We start from the raw sequence: 15,545 nt of genomic DNA, 5'->3' as shown, positions 1-15,545 counted from the left end.
TGAGATAGCCTTATGTTACAGGCAGCGCAACAACTCATGCGGCAGCAGGGCATCCGGCGCCTGCTGGTGCTCAGCGGTGAGCCCGACTGGTGCCGCGAACAGGCGCAGCGGCTGGCGGCGACGCTGCCGGGCGACTGGCCGTGGGTGGGGGAAAACCCGCCGCCCGGTCAGGCGGCTTTGGCGAGCGGCGCGGTGCGCCAATTGCTGGGGCAAGAGCGGCTGCATGCGGTGTTCGACGCCGGCCAGTCGCTGGACGTGGAAGCGTTGGCGGCGCTGTGCGGCGCGCTGCGCGCCGGCAGCTGGCTGCTGCTGCTGACGCCGCCCTGGCGGCAATGGCCGCAGCAGCCGGACGGCGACAGCCTGCGCTGGAGCGATTGCCCGCAGCCGATCACCACTCCGCATTTCATTCACCATCTGCAGCACCATCTGGCTGACGACAGCGAAGTGACTGTCTGGCGGCAGGATGCGCCTCTGGCGCTGGCCGCGCTGCCGGCGCGCGCGGACTGGCGGCCGCCGGATGGCCAACCGACCGACGAACAACGGGCGATACTGACGACGCTGCTGCAGGCCGAATCCGGCGTATGGGTGTTGACCGCCGCCCGCGGCCGCGGCAAATCGACGCTGGCCGGCATGCTGGTGGCGCAGTCGCCGTTGACCTGCTGGATCTCCGGGCCGAGCCGCGCCGCTACGCAGGTGGCTGGGGAATGGGCGCAGGGGCGCGCGCAGTTTTGGGCTCCCGATGCTTTGTTGGCGCAGTGCCGGGAGGGGGACGTCAGCGCCGTGGGGTGGCTGCTGGTGGATGAGGCGGCGGCGATCCCCGCGCCGCTGTTGCAGCAGCTGATCGGCTATTTCCCGCGCGTGCTGTTAACCACCACGGTGCAGGGCTATGAAGGTACCGGCCGTGGTTTTTTACTGAAATTTTGCGCCGGGCTGCCGTCCTACCAGCCGCTGAGCCTGCAACAGCCGATGCGCTGGGCGCAGGGTGATGCGCTGGAGCGGGTAACGGACAATGCGCTGTTGTTCAACGAACTGCCCGTCTGGCCGGCGGATGGCCAGGCGATCCATTACAGCCAGGCGGAACAGCCTGAGCTGTGCGCCGAGCCGCAGCGGCTGGCGCGCTTCTACGCGTTGCTGAGCAGCGCGCATTACCGCACCTCGCCGCTGGATTTGCGCCGGCTGATGGACGCGCCCGGCATGCATTTCGGGCTGGCGCAGGCCGGGCTGGAGGTGGTCGGCGCCGTGTGGCTGGTGGACGAAGGCGGATTGAGCGCCGAGTTGGCGCACGAGGTGTGGGCCGGCCGGCGCCGGCCGCGCGGCAATCTGGTGGCGCAGTCGTTGGCGGCCCATGGCGGACAATGGTGGGCGCCGACGCTGCGCTCACGGCGCATTACCCGCATCGCGACGCTGCCGGCGTTGCGGCGACAGGGCATTGCGCGTCAGCTGGTCGAGCGGCAACGCCGCCAGGCGCAGGGGCTGGATTTCCTGTCGGTCAGCTTCGGCTATACCGAGCCGCTATGGCGCTTTTGGCAATCCTGCGGGTTCGAGCTGGTGCGCATCGGCAGCAAGCCGGAGGCCAGCAGCGGCTGCTATACCGCGATGGCCATCTTGCCCTTGAGCGAGCAAGGGGAGGCGCTGCGACATGCGGCGCACAAGCACCTGGCGCGCGACTGGCCCTGGCTGCGGCAGCGTGTCGAACTCGTGCTGGCGATCCCGGGCGATGACGGCGACACGTCGCTCGGCGAAGAGGACTGGCGCGAACTGGCCGGTTTCGCCTTCGCCCATCGGCCGCTCGAAGCCAGCCTGGGGGCGTTGCAGCGCTTGCTGTTGGCCAGCAACCTGCCGCTGCCTGCGCTGCGCGGCCACCTGCAACGGCGGCAATCTCCGGCGGCCTGCGCGGAGCAGGCGGGCGTCAACGGCCAGAAAGCCTTGCTGCGCCACTGGCGACACGAAACGGCGCAGGCGCTGGAGCAGCTGAATGCGCAGCACTGCCGCTACTGGCGCGACTGGTCGCAGTCGTTGCAATAAATTGAAGAACTCGCTCAATAAAACCCGATTTTCCCGATTTCTCAGCGGCGTATAGTAGCTGTCAGCGGTGCGGCGACGACTGTCGCTGCGCCAGATTTGATTACTATTAAGGAGTCATCGATGAAACATGAGCATTTCGTTGTCCAAAGCCCGGCAACCCCGGCGGCGCAGCTGATCTTGCTGTTTCACGGTGTCGGCGACAACCCGGTGGCGATGGGGGAGATCGGCCGCTATTTCGCCAAAGATTTTCCCCAGGCACAGGTGGTGAGCATCGGTGGCCCCGACGCTTTCGGCAACGGCGCCGGGCGCCAGTGGTTTTCGGTGCAGGATGTGACCGAAGAGAACCGAGCGGCGCGCATCGCTGAAGTGATGCCGCAGTTTGTGGCCGTGGTGCGTCATTGGCAGCAGCTGAGCGGCGTGGGCTATGCCGGTACTGCTCTGGTGGGGTTCTCGCAGGGGGCGATCATGGCGCTGGAGGCGTTGAAAGCCGAAACCCGGCTGGCCGGGCGCGTGGTGGCGTTCAGCGGGCGTTTCGCCCGGCTGCCTGAACAGGCTTTCGGCGACAGCGTGGTGCATTTGATCCACGGCGAGGAGGATGCGGTGATCGCGGTGCAACACGCTCACGCGGCGGCAGATGCGTTACGGGCCAACGGCGTGGATTTCACGCTGGACGTGGAAGAGAACGTCGGGCATGCGATCAATCAGGACATGATGAACGCCGCGTTGGAAAGGCTGCATTACTATGTGCCGCAGCGCTACTGGGACGAGGCGTTGTCCGGCAAGCGCGGCGAGCTGATCGCCTTCCGTTAAAAACTCAGGGCGCCGATGAGCGCCCTGTTGTCATTTCTTTTTCGGCCAGTCGTCTTCGTCATCCCACTGGGCGTTGTTGTCGCGGTGCGGCGGTATCTCCGGCTTGTTGGCCAGATAGCTTTTGACGTCAACGCGGCGCAGTTCCTTGATGCCGCTGACGACCATCCCCACCAGAACCAGCAGGATAATCCACCAGTAATCAGCTAACCATTGCATAGCTACTCCTTTCCTTCACTGCGTATGAAACGCGAAAAAATCGATGGCAGATGGCGTTCGAGCCATTCGGCACCGGCGACCTCCTTGTCTTGCCAGGCCGCCAGCAACAGCGCCGGGGTCAGCAAATGTTCGGCCTCTTGCGCCAGCGGCCGGTAGCTCAGATGCCACGGTTCCACCGCCACGCCGCCGCAGTCTTCGGTAAAGGGACGGTAGAAACCGAACTCGGCCATATGCGCCGTCAGCCATTGGTTGAGCGGCGCAAAATAACCGCCTTCCTCATACTCCCACGGCTCCAGCTGCAGCTTTTGCCCTTCCGGCAGCAGCGACGGGTCGTACACGTCCAGATCGCTGCCCCAGTGGTGGCGGCTGGCGCCCGGCAGGGCCGACCAGCGCAGGATTGCCTCACAGCGCTCGGCGGCGGACAGCGGCGCGACGTCGATCGGCCGGCTGTCCTTATCTAATACTGGCCGCTGGCCGCAGAATTTGCCATTCCAGATAGCCAGTTGCCGATCGAAATCGCGGAAGGTGCTGGCGGGCTGGAGATCGAATCCCGCCGCGCGCGCCGCCTGCTGCATCGCCAGGAAGGCGTTGGCCGCCTGCGGCTGCAGCCGATGGTTGCCGCTCAGCGGCGTCAGGTGTTCGGTCGAGCGGCCAGTGAGCATCTCTGCGGTGATCATGCGACCAATTGCTCCATGATGCGTTGATACATGCGGCTCAGCAGCTGCAGATCCGCGGCGTTGACGCATTCGTTGACCTTGTGGATGGTAGCGTTGACCGGCCCCAGTTCCACCACCTGCGCGCCCATTTGCGCGATGAAGCGGCCATCGGAGGTGCCACCGGTGGTCAGCAGCTGCGGCGTCAATTCTGAATAGTGCTCGACGGCGTTGACCACCGCATCCACCAGCGCGCCGCGCGAGGTGAGGAAGGGTTGGCCGGACAGGCGCCATTCGATGCTGTAATTCAGCTGATGGCGTTCCAGCAGCTCTTCCACGCGCTGTTTGATCATCGCATCGGTGAGTTCGGTGCTGAAACGGAAGTTGAACTGGACATAGAGATCGCCCGGGATCACGTTGTTGCTGCCGGTGCCGGCCTGCACGTTGGCGATCTGCATGCTGGTTGGCGGGAAGAACTCGTTGCCGCGATCCCATTCGATCGCCACCAGTTCATTCAGCGCCGGCATGGCGCGGTGCACCGGGTTGTCCGCCAGATGCGGATAGGCAACGTGCCCCTGTACGCCGTGGATATGCAGGTTGGCGGTGATCGAACCGCGACGGCCGTTCTTCACCACGTCGCCGACGCGCTCGGTGCTGGACGGCTCACCGACCAGGCAGTAATCCAATCGCTCGTTGCGCGCCATCAGCGTTTCAACCACTTTAACCGTGCCGTGGGTGGCGCTGGCCTCTTCATCTGAGGTGATCAGAAAAGCCAGGCGGCCCTGATGATGCGGATTAGCGGCGACAAAGCGTTCCGCCGCCACTACCATCGCGGCCAATGACCCTTTCATGTCCGCTGCGCCACGGCCATACAGCATGCCGTCGCGGATCGCCGGTTCAAACGGCGGGTTATCCCAGCGTTTTTCGTCGCCAGTCGGCACCACGTCGGTGTGCCCGGCGAACGCCAGGGTTTGTCCTTCGCCGCGCCATGCCCAGAAGTTTTGGGTGTCTTCGAAGTCCATCGCCTCGACGGTGAAGCCGATTGCCTGCAGACGTTCAATCATCAGCTGCTGGCAGCCTTCATCATTTGGGCTGAGAGAAGGGCGTTTGATCAACTGCTGGGCCAGTTCGATAACCGGGCAAGTCATACGGCAACCTCGGCGATAAATTGCTGATAAGCGTCGGCGTTGAAGCCGAGCAGGGCGCGCCCGTCGCCGGCGTCCAGCAGCGGGCGTTTGATGATGGCCGGCTGCGCCAGCATCAGCGCGATGGCGGCATCGGCGTTATCGCAGGCGTTGCGCTGCGCTTCATCCAGCTTGCGCCAGGTGGTGCCGCGAGTATTGAGCAGCGGCTCCCAGCCCAGTTGTGCGACGAAGCCGCGTAGCCGTTGTTCGTCCAGGCCGTCGGCGCGGTAGTCGTGAAAATGATAGGCCACGCCCTGATCTTCCAGCCAGCGGCGGGCTTTTTTGATGGTGTCGCAGTTTTTGATGCCGTACATCGTCAGCGTTGTCTGTTGCGGTTTATTTGCCATGGCGTAAAGCTACCTGTCTCGTCGAGTCGATACTGAGCGGCGGGCGCGATCTTTGGCCCTCTCGCCGCCCGGCGATAGCAGAGATAATGCCAGTAAAGCAGCGACGAGATCCAGCAACGATGCGCCCGTAGTGCGATTGATGAGGCCGGCGACGCGGTTACACGGCTGCCTTCGCCGACGGCGCTAGTGAAAGGCGCCGGCGAAAGGCCCAGCCGTATGGACGGAGCTGAGGGAGAGAAGGCTACTCTTTATTTATTCTTATGTTTAAACGATCGGTTAAACACCGTACGCGGGTAATATGCAACAGCGGTTTTATTCGGCTGGCGCCGAGTTTTTTCATGATTCGCGATTTGTAATGATTGGCGGTTTTGCTTTGGATATTCATGGCATGGCTGATGTCGCTCAGCGATTTTCCCGTCGACCATTCCGAGAGGAACAGCGACTCGCGCTGAGAGAGTTGCGGCGGCTCGGTATAGTGGCTGTAACGCTTATATAAGTCGCCGATCAGGTGGCTGAAGCGGCTCAATGATATAAGGTTTGATAATATAATGGTCTTTCTGTCGACAATAACCATTTCATGTGGACAGTCGGTGATAATGACTATTTTATAGGTGTTAGGGTTGGCATATTCGTCGCGGTAGCGCGCTTCAAAATTGTCGAGGGTGACATCGATAAAGCAGACCTTTTTGCGGTTAAAGCCGGCAGGCGCACGTTTTTCTCCCCAGGTTTGGGTGATAAGCTGCCGGATGCCGATGGCGGTATAGGTACACTCGCTGAAAATATCAATTTCCATTTTATTATAATCCTTTACTTTCTATTTCCCGGTGAGGATTGATATCTTAAAACATAAAAAAATAAATAATATAAATAATTTCATATTGAATTGTTCTGGCGCCGCAGGCAGAGACGCCTCCTCGGACGCGGCAAGCAAGGTAAGCCTAATATACTACCATGATTTATAAAGAGTAAATTTTATTTTTAATCAATACTCTGCTCAGGAAGCGTTCAACAGAATAGAAATCCTCTATTAATACCCCGAGGATTAAAAGGAATTAACATAGGTGTTGACTATCATTATTTTTTATTCGATCGTTTTTATCGATCGTAAAGGGTGGCAATCACTGCCTTAATGGGTTAATAACTAAGAAGTTTCTTGTTTTTACCGACGATGGCGGCTTTATTTTAATCGTTGGCTATGGGGATAAGGTAATGCCGCTAAAATTGACACGAAGATAAATCTAAACAAAGAGAATGCGATGTTTTAAGCTGCGATCGGAACGCAAACGCAGTTGATTGATACGGAGAGTTGGCGTGAAAGAATACCATATCGAAATTTCCGATCGGGTAACATCGGAAATAACGTCCTGTATTGCGGACGGATTGGACCGTTTTAACGATGAATATATCGGCTACGGCGATCGCCAGCCGCTGGCGGTGGTGATAAAAGATCCCGACAGCGGTGAAGTCCTGGGCGGGATTACCGGACGCTCCTCGCTGGGCTTGCTGTTTCTTGATCTCTTTTATCTGCCGGAGGCGCTGCGCGGAGCGGGGGTGGGCAGCGAACTGTTGCGCCGTTTCGAGCAGGAAGGGCGCCGTCGGGGTTGCCTTTCCGCCGTGTTGTACACCATCAGTTTTCAGGCGCCGGGCTTTTATCAACGGCATGGCTGGCAGCGAATGGGGGAGGTGCCATGCCTGCCGCCGGGTACCAGCCGGGTGTTTATGACCAAAACGCTGTGATGCGCGCTTAACGCACGTAGCCCCCCTGTTGCAGACGCTGCAGCGAGGCGCCGTCCGCATACACCATACCGGTGGTTAAATCGTGAAAGCCGTACTTCTTATAGAAAGCCAGTTTTTCCGGCACCGAATAGATGAATATCTTGCCGAGCGGCGCCAGATCTTGCATCACCCGATCCATCAACCGGCGCCCCAACCCCTGCCCCTGAAAGCGCGGATCGATCGCCACGTCGGCCAGATAGGCGACCGATGTCAGATCGCTGATGGCATGCGCAGTGGCTATCAGCTCATCGCCGATAAATCCCCAATAGCAAAACTGACTATGCTGGTAAACGCGTTGCAGCGTATGAGGATCGCGTTTGCCCAGCCCGGCAGCCTCCAGCAATTCACACAGCCGTTGCCAGTCGACGGCGCGGCGGCTCATATCCGTGATGATTTCCATCGTTTTCCTCTAACCAATAAGACTGAGATCGGCGGCATAGTGCCGAATGGCGCGTTGATAACTGCGGATGTCGGCATCTGACGAGGTTTCCGCCAGCAGCAGCAACAGATCGGCCACGGCCTGTTTACCGTCCCCCAGGTTGTACCGGGTCATGGCGCGAAACAGCATCAGCTCTTTGGCCTGCGGGAACTCGCTCAGGCCGTCGTCGAAAGCGCGCAGCGAAGCCGGATATTCCCCCAGAGCGCGGTAAGTGCTGCCGAGACCCAGCCAGGCTTCACGGCGCTGGGCGGACGGCAAATCGCGAGCCAGCGCCGCGAGGTAGTGGGGGATGGCCTGTTGCTCCAGGCCCTGCACGTCATACAGGCAGGCCAACTGAAAGTGCAGCGTTGCCGCTTCCGGCTCCTCCGCCAGTTGCCGTAACGCCAGCGCAGTGGCTTCCTGATAGCGCCCTTGCGTTTTTAACTCTAAGAGAGACAAAGAAGTGGACATGAACTGGGCTCCATTGGCGTATTTTTATACCTTTTACACGCTATCGTGGAGAAATTGATATCACAAGGGAATAGCTGCACTGCACATTGATCAGATAAATACGAAAATGTGCGCTAACCCCGGTTTTCGGGCCCGGCATCGTTCCCGTTTCCCTTCACATGGTCAAAAAACAGGCGTAGAATCCGCTTCGTCAAATAATTGAGGTTGTAAAGTATTATGGTTGATCGTGAATTAGGAAACTGGAAAGACTTCATTGATGAGATGTTGGGCAACTGACACAGCGTTGAAGCAGATGGCAAGGTTGAGTCATTGGAAAGTCACTGAAACACCTTGGGAACGAGATTATCGTTCGAAAAAAAGCAGCATCGGTAACCCGACGCTGCTTTTTTTATGCGCCGCCGATCACTCGCCGGCGGCTGTTGTCGTGGTGACTGGATGCGCTTTACCCGGGAAGCGGCGCCGCACCAGCACAAAGAACAGTGGCACGAAGAAAATCGCCAGCAGGGTGGCGGAGATCATGCCGCCCATCACCCCGGTGCCGACCGCATGCTGGCTGCCGGAACCGGCGCCGCTGCTGGTGGCCATCGGCAGCACGCCGAAGATGAACGCCAGTGAGGTCATCAGGATCGGCCGCAGACGCATGCGTGACGCGTCGAGCGTTGCCGACATCAGATCCTGCCCTTTATGGTTCAGCTCATTGGCGAACTCGACGATCAGAATGGCGTTTTTTGCCGACAGCCCAATGATGGTCAACAGGCCGACCTGGAAATAGACGTCGTTCTCCAGCCCTCGCAACCAGGTGGCGGCGACCGCGCCGATCACCCCCAGCGGCACCACCAGCATCACCGAGAACGGTATCGACCAGCTCTCGTACAGCGCCGCCAGGCACAGGAACACCACCAGCAGCGAGATGGCGTACAACGCCGGCGCCTGCGAGCCGGACAGCCGTTCCTGATAGGACATCGCCGTCCATTCCAGACCAAAGCCGGTCGGCAGTTGGCTGACCAGTTTCTCCATTTCCGCCATGGCGGTGCCGGTGCTGACGCCGTTGGCCGCCTCGCCGACAATCTCCAACGCCGAGCTGCCGTTATAACGCTCCAGCCGCGGCGAACCGTACTCCCAGTGTGAGGTGGCGAAGGCCGAGAACGGCACCATGCCGCCCGCGCTGTTGCGCACATACCATTTGTTGATGTCATCCGGCAGCATGCGGAACGGCGCCGCAGCCTGCACATAGACTTTTTTCACCCGGCCGCGATCGACGAAGTCGTTGACGTAGGTCGAGCCCCAGGCGGTGGAGAGGGTGTTGTTGATGTCGTCGATCGATACGCCCAGCGCCTGGGCCTTGCGCTGATCGATATCGATTTGCAGCTGCGGGCTGTCGTCCAGGCCGTTGTGGCGCACGCGCGACAGCAGCGGGTTTTGCGCCGCCAGCTGCAGCAGCTGATCGCGCGCCGCCATCAGCTTGGCGTGGCCGAGGCCGGCGTGGTCTTCCAACTCCATATCGAAGCCGGAGGAGTTGCCGAGGCCGGTGATAGCCGGCGGGCTGCTGGCGATCACCCGGGCTTCGTTAATCTTGTTGAATGCCAGCGTGGCGCGGTCGATGATGTCGAACGAGCTGTTGGCGCCCGAGGTGCGCAGATCCCAGTCTTTCAGCCGCACGAACAGGCGCGCCACGTTTTGGCCGTTGCCGCCGGGCCCGGAGCCGATGATGGCGAATACTGACAGCACGTCCTGTTTCTCTTCGGTGAGGAAATACTGCTCGACCTTTTCTACCACTTTGGAGGTTTGCTGCAGGGTTGATCCCGCCGGCAGCTGCACCTGCACGGTGAAGATGCCGCGGTCTTCCTGCGGCAGGAATGAGGTCGGCAGCTTGATGAACAGCAGCGCCATGCCGCCGAGCAGCAGCAGATAAATCACCATATAACGGCCGCTGGCGTGCAGGATCCGCCCCACGCCGCGCTCATAGCGTTCGGCGTTGCGGTTGAACATGCGGTTGAACCAGCCGAAGAAGCCGCGCTTGCCGTGGTGATGGCCCTTGGCGATCGGTTTTAGCAGCGTGGCGCACAGGGCCGGCGTCAGGATCATCGCCACCAGCACCGACAGCACCATGGCGGAAACGATAGTGATGGAGAACTGGCGATAGATGGCGCCGGTGGTGCCGCCGAAGAACGCCATCGGCACGAACACCGCCGACAGCACCAGCGCGATGCCGACCAGCGCGCTCTGGATCTGCCCCATGGATTTACGCGTGGCTTCACGCGGCGGCAGGCCTTCCTCGCTCATCACGCGTTCGACGTTCTCCACCACCACGATGGCGTCGTCCACCAGCAGGCCGATCGCCAACACCATGGCGAACATGGTGAGGGTGTTGATGCTGAAGCCGCAGGCGGAAAGGATGGCGAAGGTACCCATCAGCACCACCGGCACGGCGATGGTGGGGATCAGCGTGGCGCGGAAGTTCTGCAGGAACAGATACATCACCAGGAACACCAGCAGGATGGCTTCCAGCAGCGTTTTCACCACGTCCTTGATCGAGGCTTTGACGAACGGGGTGGTTTCATAGGCCACTTTGGCCTCCAGCCCGTGCGGGAAGTATTGCGACAGCTCGGCGATCTTGTCCTTCACCAGTTGGTCGGTCTGCAGTTCGTTGGCGCCGGAGGCCAGCTTGATGTTCATGCCTGCGGCCTGCATGCCGTTGTAGCGGCTCAGGTAGTTGTAGTTCTCGCCGCCCAGTTCGACGGTGGCGACGTTGCCCAGCGTCACCAGCGACCCGTCCTGGTTGACCCGCAGAGTGATCTGGCGGAACTGCTCCGGCGTCTGGAGCTGCGACTGGGCGTTGATGGTGGCGTTCAGCGCCTGTTTATCGACCGACGGCGTGCCGCCCAGCTGGCCGACCGCCACCTGGGCGTTCTGCGACTGAATGGCTTTGACGACGTCCTGGGTGGTGAGCTGGTAGCTGTTGAGCTTGTTGGGATCGAGCCAGATGCGCATGGCGTATTGCGAACCGTACACGTCCATGCTGCCGACGCCGTTGATGCGGCTGAGCGGATCCTGCAGGTTGGAGACGATGTAATCGGCGATGTCCTGCTTGTCCATGCTGTTGTCGGTGGAGACGAACGCCACCATCATCAGCGTGGTATCGCCGGATTTGGAGACCGTGACCCCCTGATTCTGCACCGCCTGCGGCAGGCGTTTAATCGCCGCCTGCAGCTGGTTTTGCACCTGCTGCATCGCTTCGTTGGGATCGGTGCCGGCTTCGAAGGTCAGCGTGACGGTCGCCTGACCGGTATTGGTGCTCTGCGACGACATGTACATCATGTTGTCGAGCCCGGTCATATTCTGTTCAATGATCTGCGTGACGGTGTTTTCCAGCGTTTGCGCCGAAGCGCCTGGGTAAGTTGCGCTGATGCGCACGTTCGGCGGCGCTAAATTCGGGTATTGTTCCACCGGCAGAGAAAAAATCGCCAACGCCCCGGTCAGGCAAAGAATAATTGCCAGTACCCAGGCGAAAATCGGGCGATCAATAAAAAAATTGGCCATGCAGCGCGAACCTCGTTATGACTTGTTCTATCTTTAAAACGCATCAGAATTATACATTTCAGCGGCAGGGAAGGATTCCGGCGCTATTGCACTTTACTCGGGATAGCCGAGTAAAGCGTGGAGAAAAAAAGGAGATAGTGTAAATAACGGTAGCGGGAAACCGCGTTGGCGCATTGGCGCCGGTTATTGCCGTCTATTAAGACATTTTTATTACTATCAAAGGCCTTGCGCGCCCCTTCGTCGCAGGGAACCGGAAAGTAAACCGGACTCACTTTACAGCAGGAGCTTGGCATGGGAATTAACCCGGTATTTGCCCGTCGGCTTTATTTGTGCTGGCTGATCAGCCACAGTGAGCGGCCCAATGTGCCGCGGTTGATGGCGCTGACCGGTTGGCCGCGCCGCACGTTGCAGGATGTGCTGAAGGCGCTGCCCGGCATGGGCGTCGAACTGCAGTTCGTGCAGCAGGGTGTGCGCAATAATGACGGTTTCTATCAGTTGGAAAGCTGGGGGCCGTTCAACAAGAGCTGGGTGCACCAGCATCATCAGGCGCTGCTCAGCGCCATCGAGTAAGCTGCCCCGGCGCACGGCCGGGGCGGGCGATCATTGGTTCTTCTGCTCCAGGTACATCACCGTCGCTGCCACGCGGGAACGCACGTCCAGCTTGCGCAGTATGTTGCGAATGTGCACTTTCACCGTTTCTTCAGAGATATGCAGCTGCGCTGCCACCTGCTTGTTGGACAGGCCGCGCGCCACTTCTTGCAACACGTCCAGCTCGCGTTCGGTCAGGGCGGCAAAGGGATCGCGCTGCTCGCCGCGCGCAAGCAGGTAATCCGCCATGGCGTCGCTGATCACATTCTGCCCTTCGGCGGCGGCGTTGATGTGTTCCAGCAGCTGCTCCGGTTCGCTGTCTTTCAGCAGGTAGCCATCGGCGCCGGCGTCGATCAGCGCATACAGATCGCTGCGCGCGTCGGAGACCGTCAGCACGATGATGCGTGCGTCCACGCCTTCCTCACGCAGGGCCTGCAGCGTATCCAATCCGGACATGCCCTTCATGTTCAGATCCAACAAGATCACGTCCGGGGCGTGCTGCAGCGCCAGCGCAACCGCCTCGCTGCCGTTGCCGGCCTCCGCCACCACCTCAAATCGCGCATCCAGTCCCAGCAGTTGTTTGATGCCGCGCCGCATCAACGGATGATCGTCAACGATCATGACTCGGTATTGCTTCATCACCATGAAATATGCTCCCTGTAGCAAGTAAAGCCACTCAAACGCGCCTTACGGCGTGCTTCACAGTGGGACTGTCTCTTCAAAAATAGCGGCAATCTGCGCCGAAAACCTGATCGGGCGGCATTCCGGCTGGCGGCAACCGTAACGCAAGGTGAACAGCCGCGAGGTCAGGGCGGAAAGGTCAGGCAGACCGCCGTGCCGCCGCTGCTTCTGCGCCGGATACGCAGCGTTCCTCCCAATCGCGCTGCACGTTCGCTCATGATGGTCAAACCATAATGTCCTTCCGGCTCCTCCAGGCTGGCGATGCCGCAACCGTCGTCGGTAATGCTGAATAGGTTGTCGCCCGCGGCGTTGACCTCGCAACAAACCGCGATTTCGTCCGCCCCGGCGTGCTTGACGGCGTTGAGCACCGCCTCGCGCACGATCTGCAGCGCGTGCACCTGCTGCTGGGCGTTGAGCGCCTGCGATGACAGCCGACAGTGTAACTGAATCCGTGCGGTGGTTAGAGCCTTTAATGGCTGCAACAGCTGCTCCAGCGCGGCGTTCAGATCCGCCTCCTGAATGTTGAGGCGGAAGGTGGCCAGCAATTCTCGCAGCTGGCGATAGGCATCGGCCAGCGTGCGATCGAAATCGTCGATGATCGTCTGCTCCGCCGGCCGATCGGCGGTGCGCCTGAGCAGCGTCAGCTGGATGCGCAGGAATGACAGCGTCTGCGCCAGCGAATCGTGCAGCTCGCGGGCGATGGTCGCGCGCTCTTCCATCAACAGCAAATACTGGTGCTGCTTCTGCGCCCGGTTGAAGTAGACGCCGCGGCCCAGCATGTTGGCCAGGCTTTGCATCAGTTGAGGATGTGGCGGGTGCGCTTCGGGCTGCCAGCGCAGCTCGCCCAGCGGTTTTTCGCCCTGGGTGATCGGCAGCGCATCCCAGGCTTGCGTCGGCGCCGCTTCTCCTTCGCTCAGTTGCCACTGGCCATGATCGTCCACGACGTTCAGCCGGATGCAGCGCAGCCGTTCACTGTGGCGCACGATGCGCAGCACATTTTCGAACGCCTGCTGATCGATCTGGCGCACGCTCAGCGCTTGCGAACAGCGATACAGCACCTCCAGCGTTTCGTTGGCCTGCTGCAGACGCTGGGTCTTTTCCTGTACTTTCAGCTCCAGCGACTGATAAAGCCGGGCCAGTTCGTCCGACATGGCGCTGAAGGTTTGCGACAGCACGCCGAGTTCGTTCGGCAACGCCACGTCCAGCGGCGGGTGGCTGAAATCGCGTTGCTGCACGCGCTGGCTGGCGTCGACCAGATGCTGCAGCGGCGCAACCACCTGGCGGCGCATAAAGCGGATGCAGAACAACACCAGCCCGATGATGGCGGCGTAGCCCAGTATGCTGACGACGGCCACCAGGCTCAGTTTCAACTCGGAATAGCGCTGCAGGGCGGAAACGAAATGATCGACGCGGTTGACGTGGCCGGCGACCTCCGCCCGGTAGGCGGCCGCTTGTCCGTCGCGGATTTGCCGCTCCATCGTTTGCCACGCTTGCTGCAGCCCCAGATAATGATCGCGCACCTCGGCGGGCACGTAGAAGCGCGTCAGCTTGTGCAGCGCCGGCGCCTGCAAAGACTGCCGGTACTGCTGCAGATGCAGCTCCAGCTCGGCGCTCTGCCGGTCGAGATCGTAGGCCAATCGATAGCTTTGCATGCGCAGCGAACCGGCGATATTGATCGCTTCTGCGTCGCTCTGGCTGCCGGCGACGGCGGTCAACGCCAACCCGGTGGCGAGCACCGACAGTATCACGATGCCGAACAACGCCCTGGCCAGGCTGCCGGTCACGGTACGTTTAACAAGCAATCAAGGATCCTTCTCTCTCAGGTGAGGCGCTTCGCCAGTTTCATTCGAAAGCAAAACTATAACTTTTGCAACTAAAATGCACCGCGATTTGTATCAAGTTGTCAACAAAACGGGAACAATTGTCGTTGCACAATCAAATGAATAGCAAAATGCCCGCTGTTTTTCGGCGGCGGGTCGATTTCCTCTGGCGATTTGTCTTTGGGGGGCGAATCGCACTGGGTTTTATGCAATGTAATGCGTCTGGGCTCGACTTATTTTTCATTATTTTAAGCGATATTAAGTCCCGACTTGGCTGGCGGGACGCGGTACGATTTTTGTTGCAAATAGCCTGCCGCTGCGTGGCGTAATCGCGGTATGATTTTCAGGTTGCAACCAAGGGAAAAGGGTCATGTCGTCGAAAATTGAGAATGTGAAGAAAGAGCTGCTGTCGGACAACTGGTATGTGCTGCACAAGTATACGTTCGATCTGAAACGCAAAAACGGCGGTTCGGTACAGCAGATGCGCGAGGTCTACGATCGCGGCAACGGCGCCACCATTTTGCTGTACAACCGCGCCAAGGGCACGGTGGTGCTGACCAACCAGTTCCGCATGCCGACCTATGTCAACGGCAACGAGAGCGGCATGCTGCTCGAGGCCTGCGCCGGCCTGCTGGACGCCGATTCGCCGGAGCAGTGCGCGCGCCGCGAAGCGGTAGAGGAGACCGGTTTCCAGGTGGGCGAGGTCAAGAAAATCTTCGAAGCCTACATGTCGCCGGGCGGCGTGACCGAGATCGTGCACTTCTTTATCGCCGAATACCATGACGATGAGCGTCGTGCGGCCGGCGGCGGCATTGAAGATGAAGATATTGAGGTGATCGAGTTGCCGTTCAGCGAAGCGGTGGCGATGATCGCCGATGGCCGGATTAAAGACGGCAAGACCATCATGCTGCTGCAGTATTTGCAGATTCATCGGGTGATGGAATAAAAAAAAGCCGGTCATGATGACCGGCTTTTTTATCGGCTGACGCCAGGCGGCTTACTTCAGCAGCGCCTGC

The 15,545-nt window shown here is 60.0% G+C and carries 16 protein-coding genes; 6 read left to right on the top strand and 10 right to left on the bottom strand.

Annotation, left to right across the window (positions count from 1 at the left end):
- Nucleotides 1–12 precede the first annotated feature (12 nt).
- Nucleotides 13–2,025: a tRNA(Met) cytidine acetyltransferase TmcA gene (locus tag AAIE04_RS19060; RefSeq protein ID WP_498577531.1), complete on the top strand. Its 2,013-nt coding sequence runs from the start codon at nt 13–15 to the stop codon at nt 2,023–2,025.
- Nucleotides 2,026–2,145: 120 nt separating this feature from the next.
- Entirely contained in the window at nt 2,146–2,835 is a 690-nt protein-coding gene (ypfH, locus tag AAIE04_RS19055; protein WP_154747551.1) for an esterase, read from the top strand.
- A gap of 30 nt (nt 2,836–2,865) precedes the next feature.
- Here ypfH and AAIE04_RS19050 read toward each other — a convergent pair whose 3' ends face one another.
- From AAIE04_RS19050 to AAIE04_RS19030, 5 genes are all read right to left on the bottom strand, one after another.
- Entirely contained in the window at nt 2,866–3,051 is a 186-nt protein-coding gene (locus AAIE04_RS19050) for a YpfN family protein (protein WP_004941720.1), read from the bottom strand.
- 2 nt (nt 3,052–3,053) lie between these two features.
- Complete coding sequence (locus AAIE04_RS19045; protein WP_019453885.1) at nt 3,054–3,728, bottom strand: M15 family metallopeptidase; 675 nt, start codon at nt 3,726–3,728, stop codon at nt 3,054–3,056.
- Nucleotides 3,725–4,852, bottom strand: coding sequence for a succinyl-diaminopimelate desuccinylase (gene dapE, locus AAIE04_RS19040; RefSeq protein ID WP_074055486.1), 1,128 nt, complete (start codon nt 4,850–4,852; stop codon nt 3,725–3,727). Before dapE ends, AAIE04_RS19045 begins: the two co-directional genes overlap by 4 nt.
- Nucleotides 4,849–5,235, bottom strand: coding sequence for an ArsC family reductase (locus AAIE04_RS19035; protein WP_025159572.1), 387 nt, complete (start codon nt 5,233–5,235; stop codon nt 4,849–4,851). Before AAIE04_RS19035 ends, dapE begins: the two co-directional genes overlap by 4 nt.
- A gap of 241 nt (nt 5,236–5,476) precedes the next feature.
- Nucleotides 5,477–6,028, bottom strand: coding sequence for a helix-turn-helix transcriptional regulator (locus AAIE04_RS19030; protein WP_019453882.1), 552 nt, complete (start codon nt 6,026–6,028; stop codon nt 5,477–5,479).
- A gap of 518 nt (nt 6,029–6,546) precedes the next feature.
- On the opposite strand from AAIE04_RS19030, the gene AAIE04_RS19025 reads away from it, so the two are divergent.
- On the top strand, nt 6,547–6,972 hold the full coding sequence (locus AAIE04_RS19025; RefSeq protein ID WP_498577530.1) for a GNAT family N-acetyltransferase: 426 nt from the start codon (nt 6,547–6,549) through the stop codon (nt 6,970–6,972).
- Between the two features lie 7 nt (nt 6,973–6,979).
- On the opposite strand, the gene AAIE04_RS19020 is transcribed toward AAIE04_RS19025, so the two are convergent.
- The gene (locus tag AAIE04_RS19020) at nt 6,980–7,411 is read right to left on the bottom strand and encodes a GNAT family N-acetyltransferase (protein WP_198637021.1); all 432 of its coding nucleotides are present in this window, start codon (nt 7,409–7,411) and stop codon (nt 6,980–6,982) included.
- A 9-nt stretch (nt 7,412–7,420) separates the two neighbouring features.
- A complete protein-coding gene (locus tag AAIE04_RS19015; RefSeq protein WP_019453879.1) occupies nt 7,421–7,900 on the bottom strand; it encodes a tetratricopeptide repeat protein in 480 nt (159 codons plus the stop codon).
- Between the two features lie 216 nt (nt 7,901–8,116).
- Here AAIE04_RS19015 and ypfM point away from each other — a divergent pair, with 216 nt between their 5' ends.
- Nucleotides 8,117–8,176 (top strand): protein YpfM, encoded by a 60-nt coding sequence (gene ypfM, locus AAIE04_RS19010; RefSeq protein ID WP_100396732.1) that lies wholly within the window; start codon nt 8,117–8,119, stop codon nt 8,174–8,176.
- A 126-nt stretch (nt 8,177–8,302) separates the two neighbouring features.
- Here ypfM and acrD read toward each other — a convergent pair whose 3' ends face one another.
- Complete coding sequence (gene acrD / locus AAIE04_RS19005; protein WP_498577529.1) at nt 8,303–11,440, bottom strand: multidrug efflux RND transporter permease AcrD; 3,138 nt, start codon at nt 11,438–11,440, stop codon at nt 8,303–8,305.
- Between the two features lie 291 nt (nt 11,441–11,731).
- Here acrD and AAIE04_RS19000 point away from each other — a divergent pair, with 291 nt between their 5' ends.
- Entirely contained in the window at nt 11,732–12,010 is a 279-nt protein-coding gene (locus tag AAIE04_RS19000) for a winged helix-turn-helix domain-containing protein (protein ID WP_004941750.1), read from the top strand.
- Between the two features lie 30 nt (nt 12,011–12,040).
- Here the strand turns inward: AAIE04_RS19000 and AAIE04_RS18995 are convergent, their stop codons facing one another.
- Complete coding sequence (locus AAIE04_RS18995; RefSeq protein WP_498577528.1) at nt 12,041–12,673, bottom strand: response regulator; 633 nt, start codon at nt 12,671–12,673, stop codon at nt 12,041–12,043.
- 161 nt (nt 12,674–12,834) lie between these two features.
- Entirely contained in the window at nt 12,835–14,511 is a 1,677-nt protein-coding gene (gene narQ, locus AAIE04_RS18990) for a nitrate/nitrite two-component system sensor histidine kinase NarQ (protein ID WP_198636990.1), read from the bottom strand.
- 388 nt (nt 14,512–14,899) lie between these two features.
- Here narQ and nudK point away from each other — a divergent pair, with 388 nt between their 5' ends.
- Nucleotides 14,900–15,475, top strand: a complete 576-nt coding sequence (gene nudK, locus AAIE04_RS18985; RefSeq protein ID WP_019453874.1) for a GDP-mannose pyrophosphatase NudK — start codon at nt 14,900–14,902, stop codon at nt 15,473–15,475.
- Nucleotides 15,476–15,545 lie beyond the last annotated feature (70 nt).

The sequence above is a fragment of the Serratia sp. Ae19-1 genome (assembly GCF_059801225.1).
Note: the sequence above shows the minus strand (reverse complement) of the source record. Positions and strands in the feature narration are given on the sequence as shown.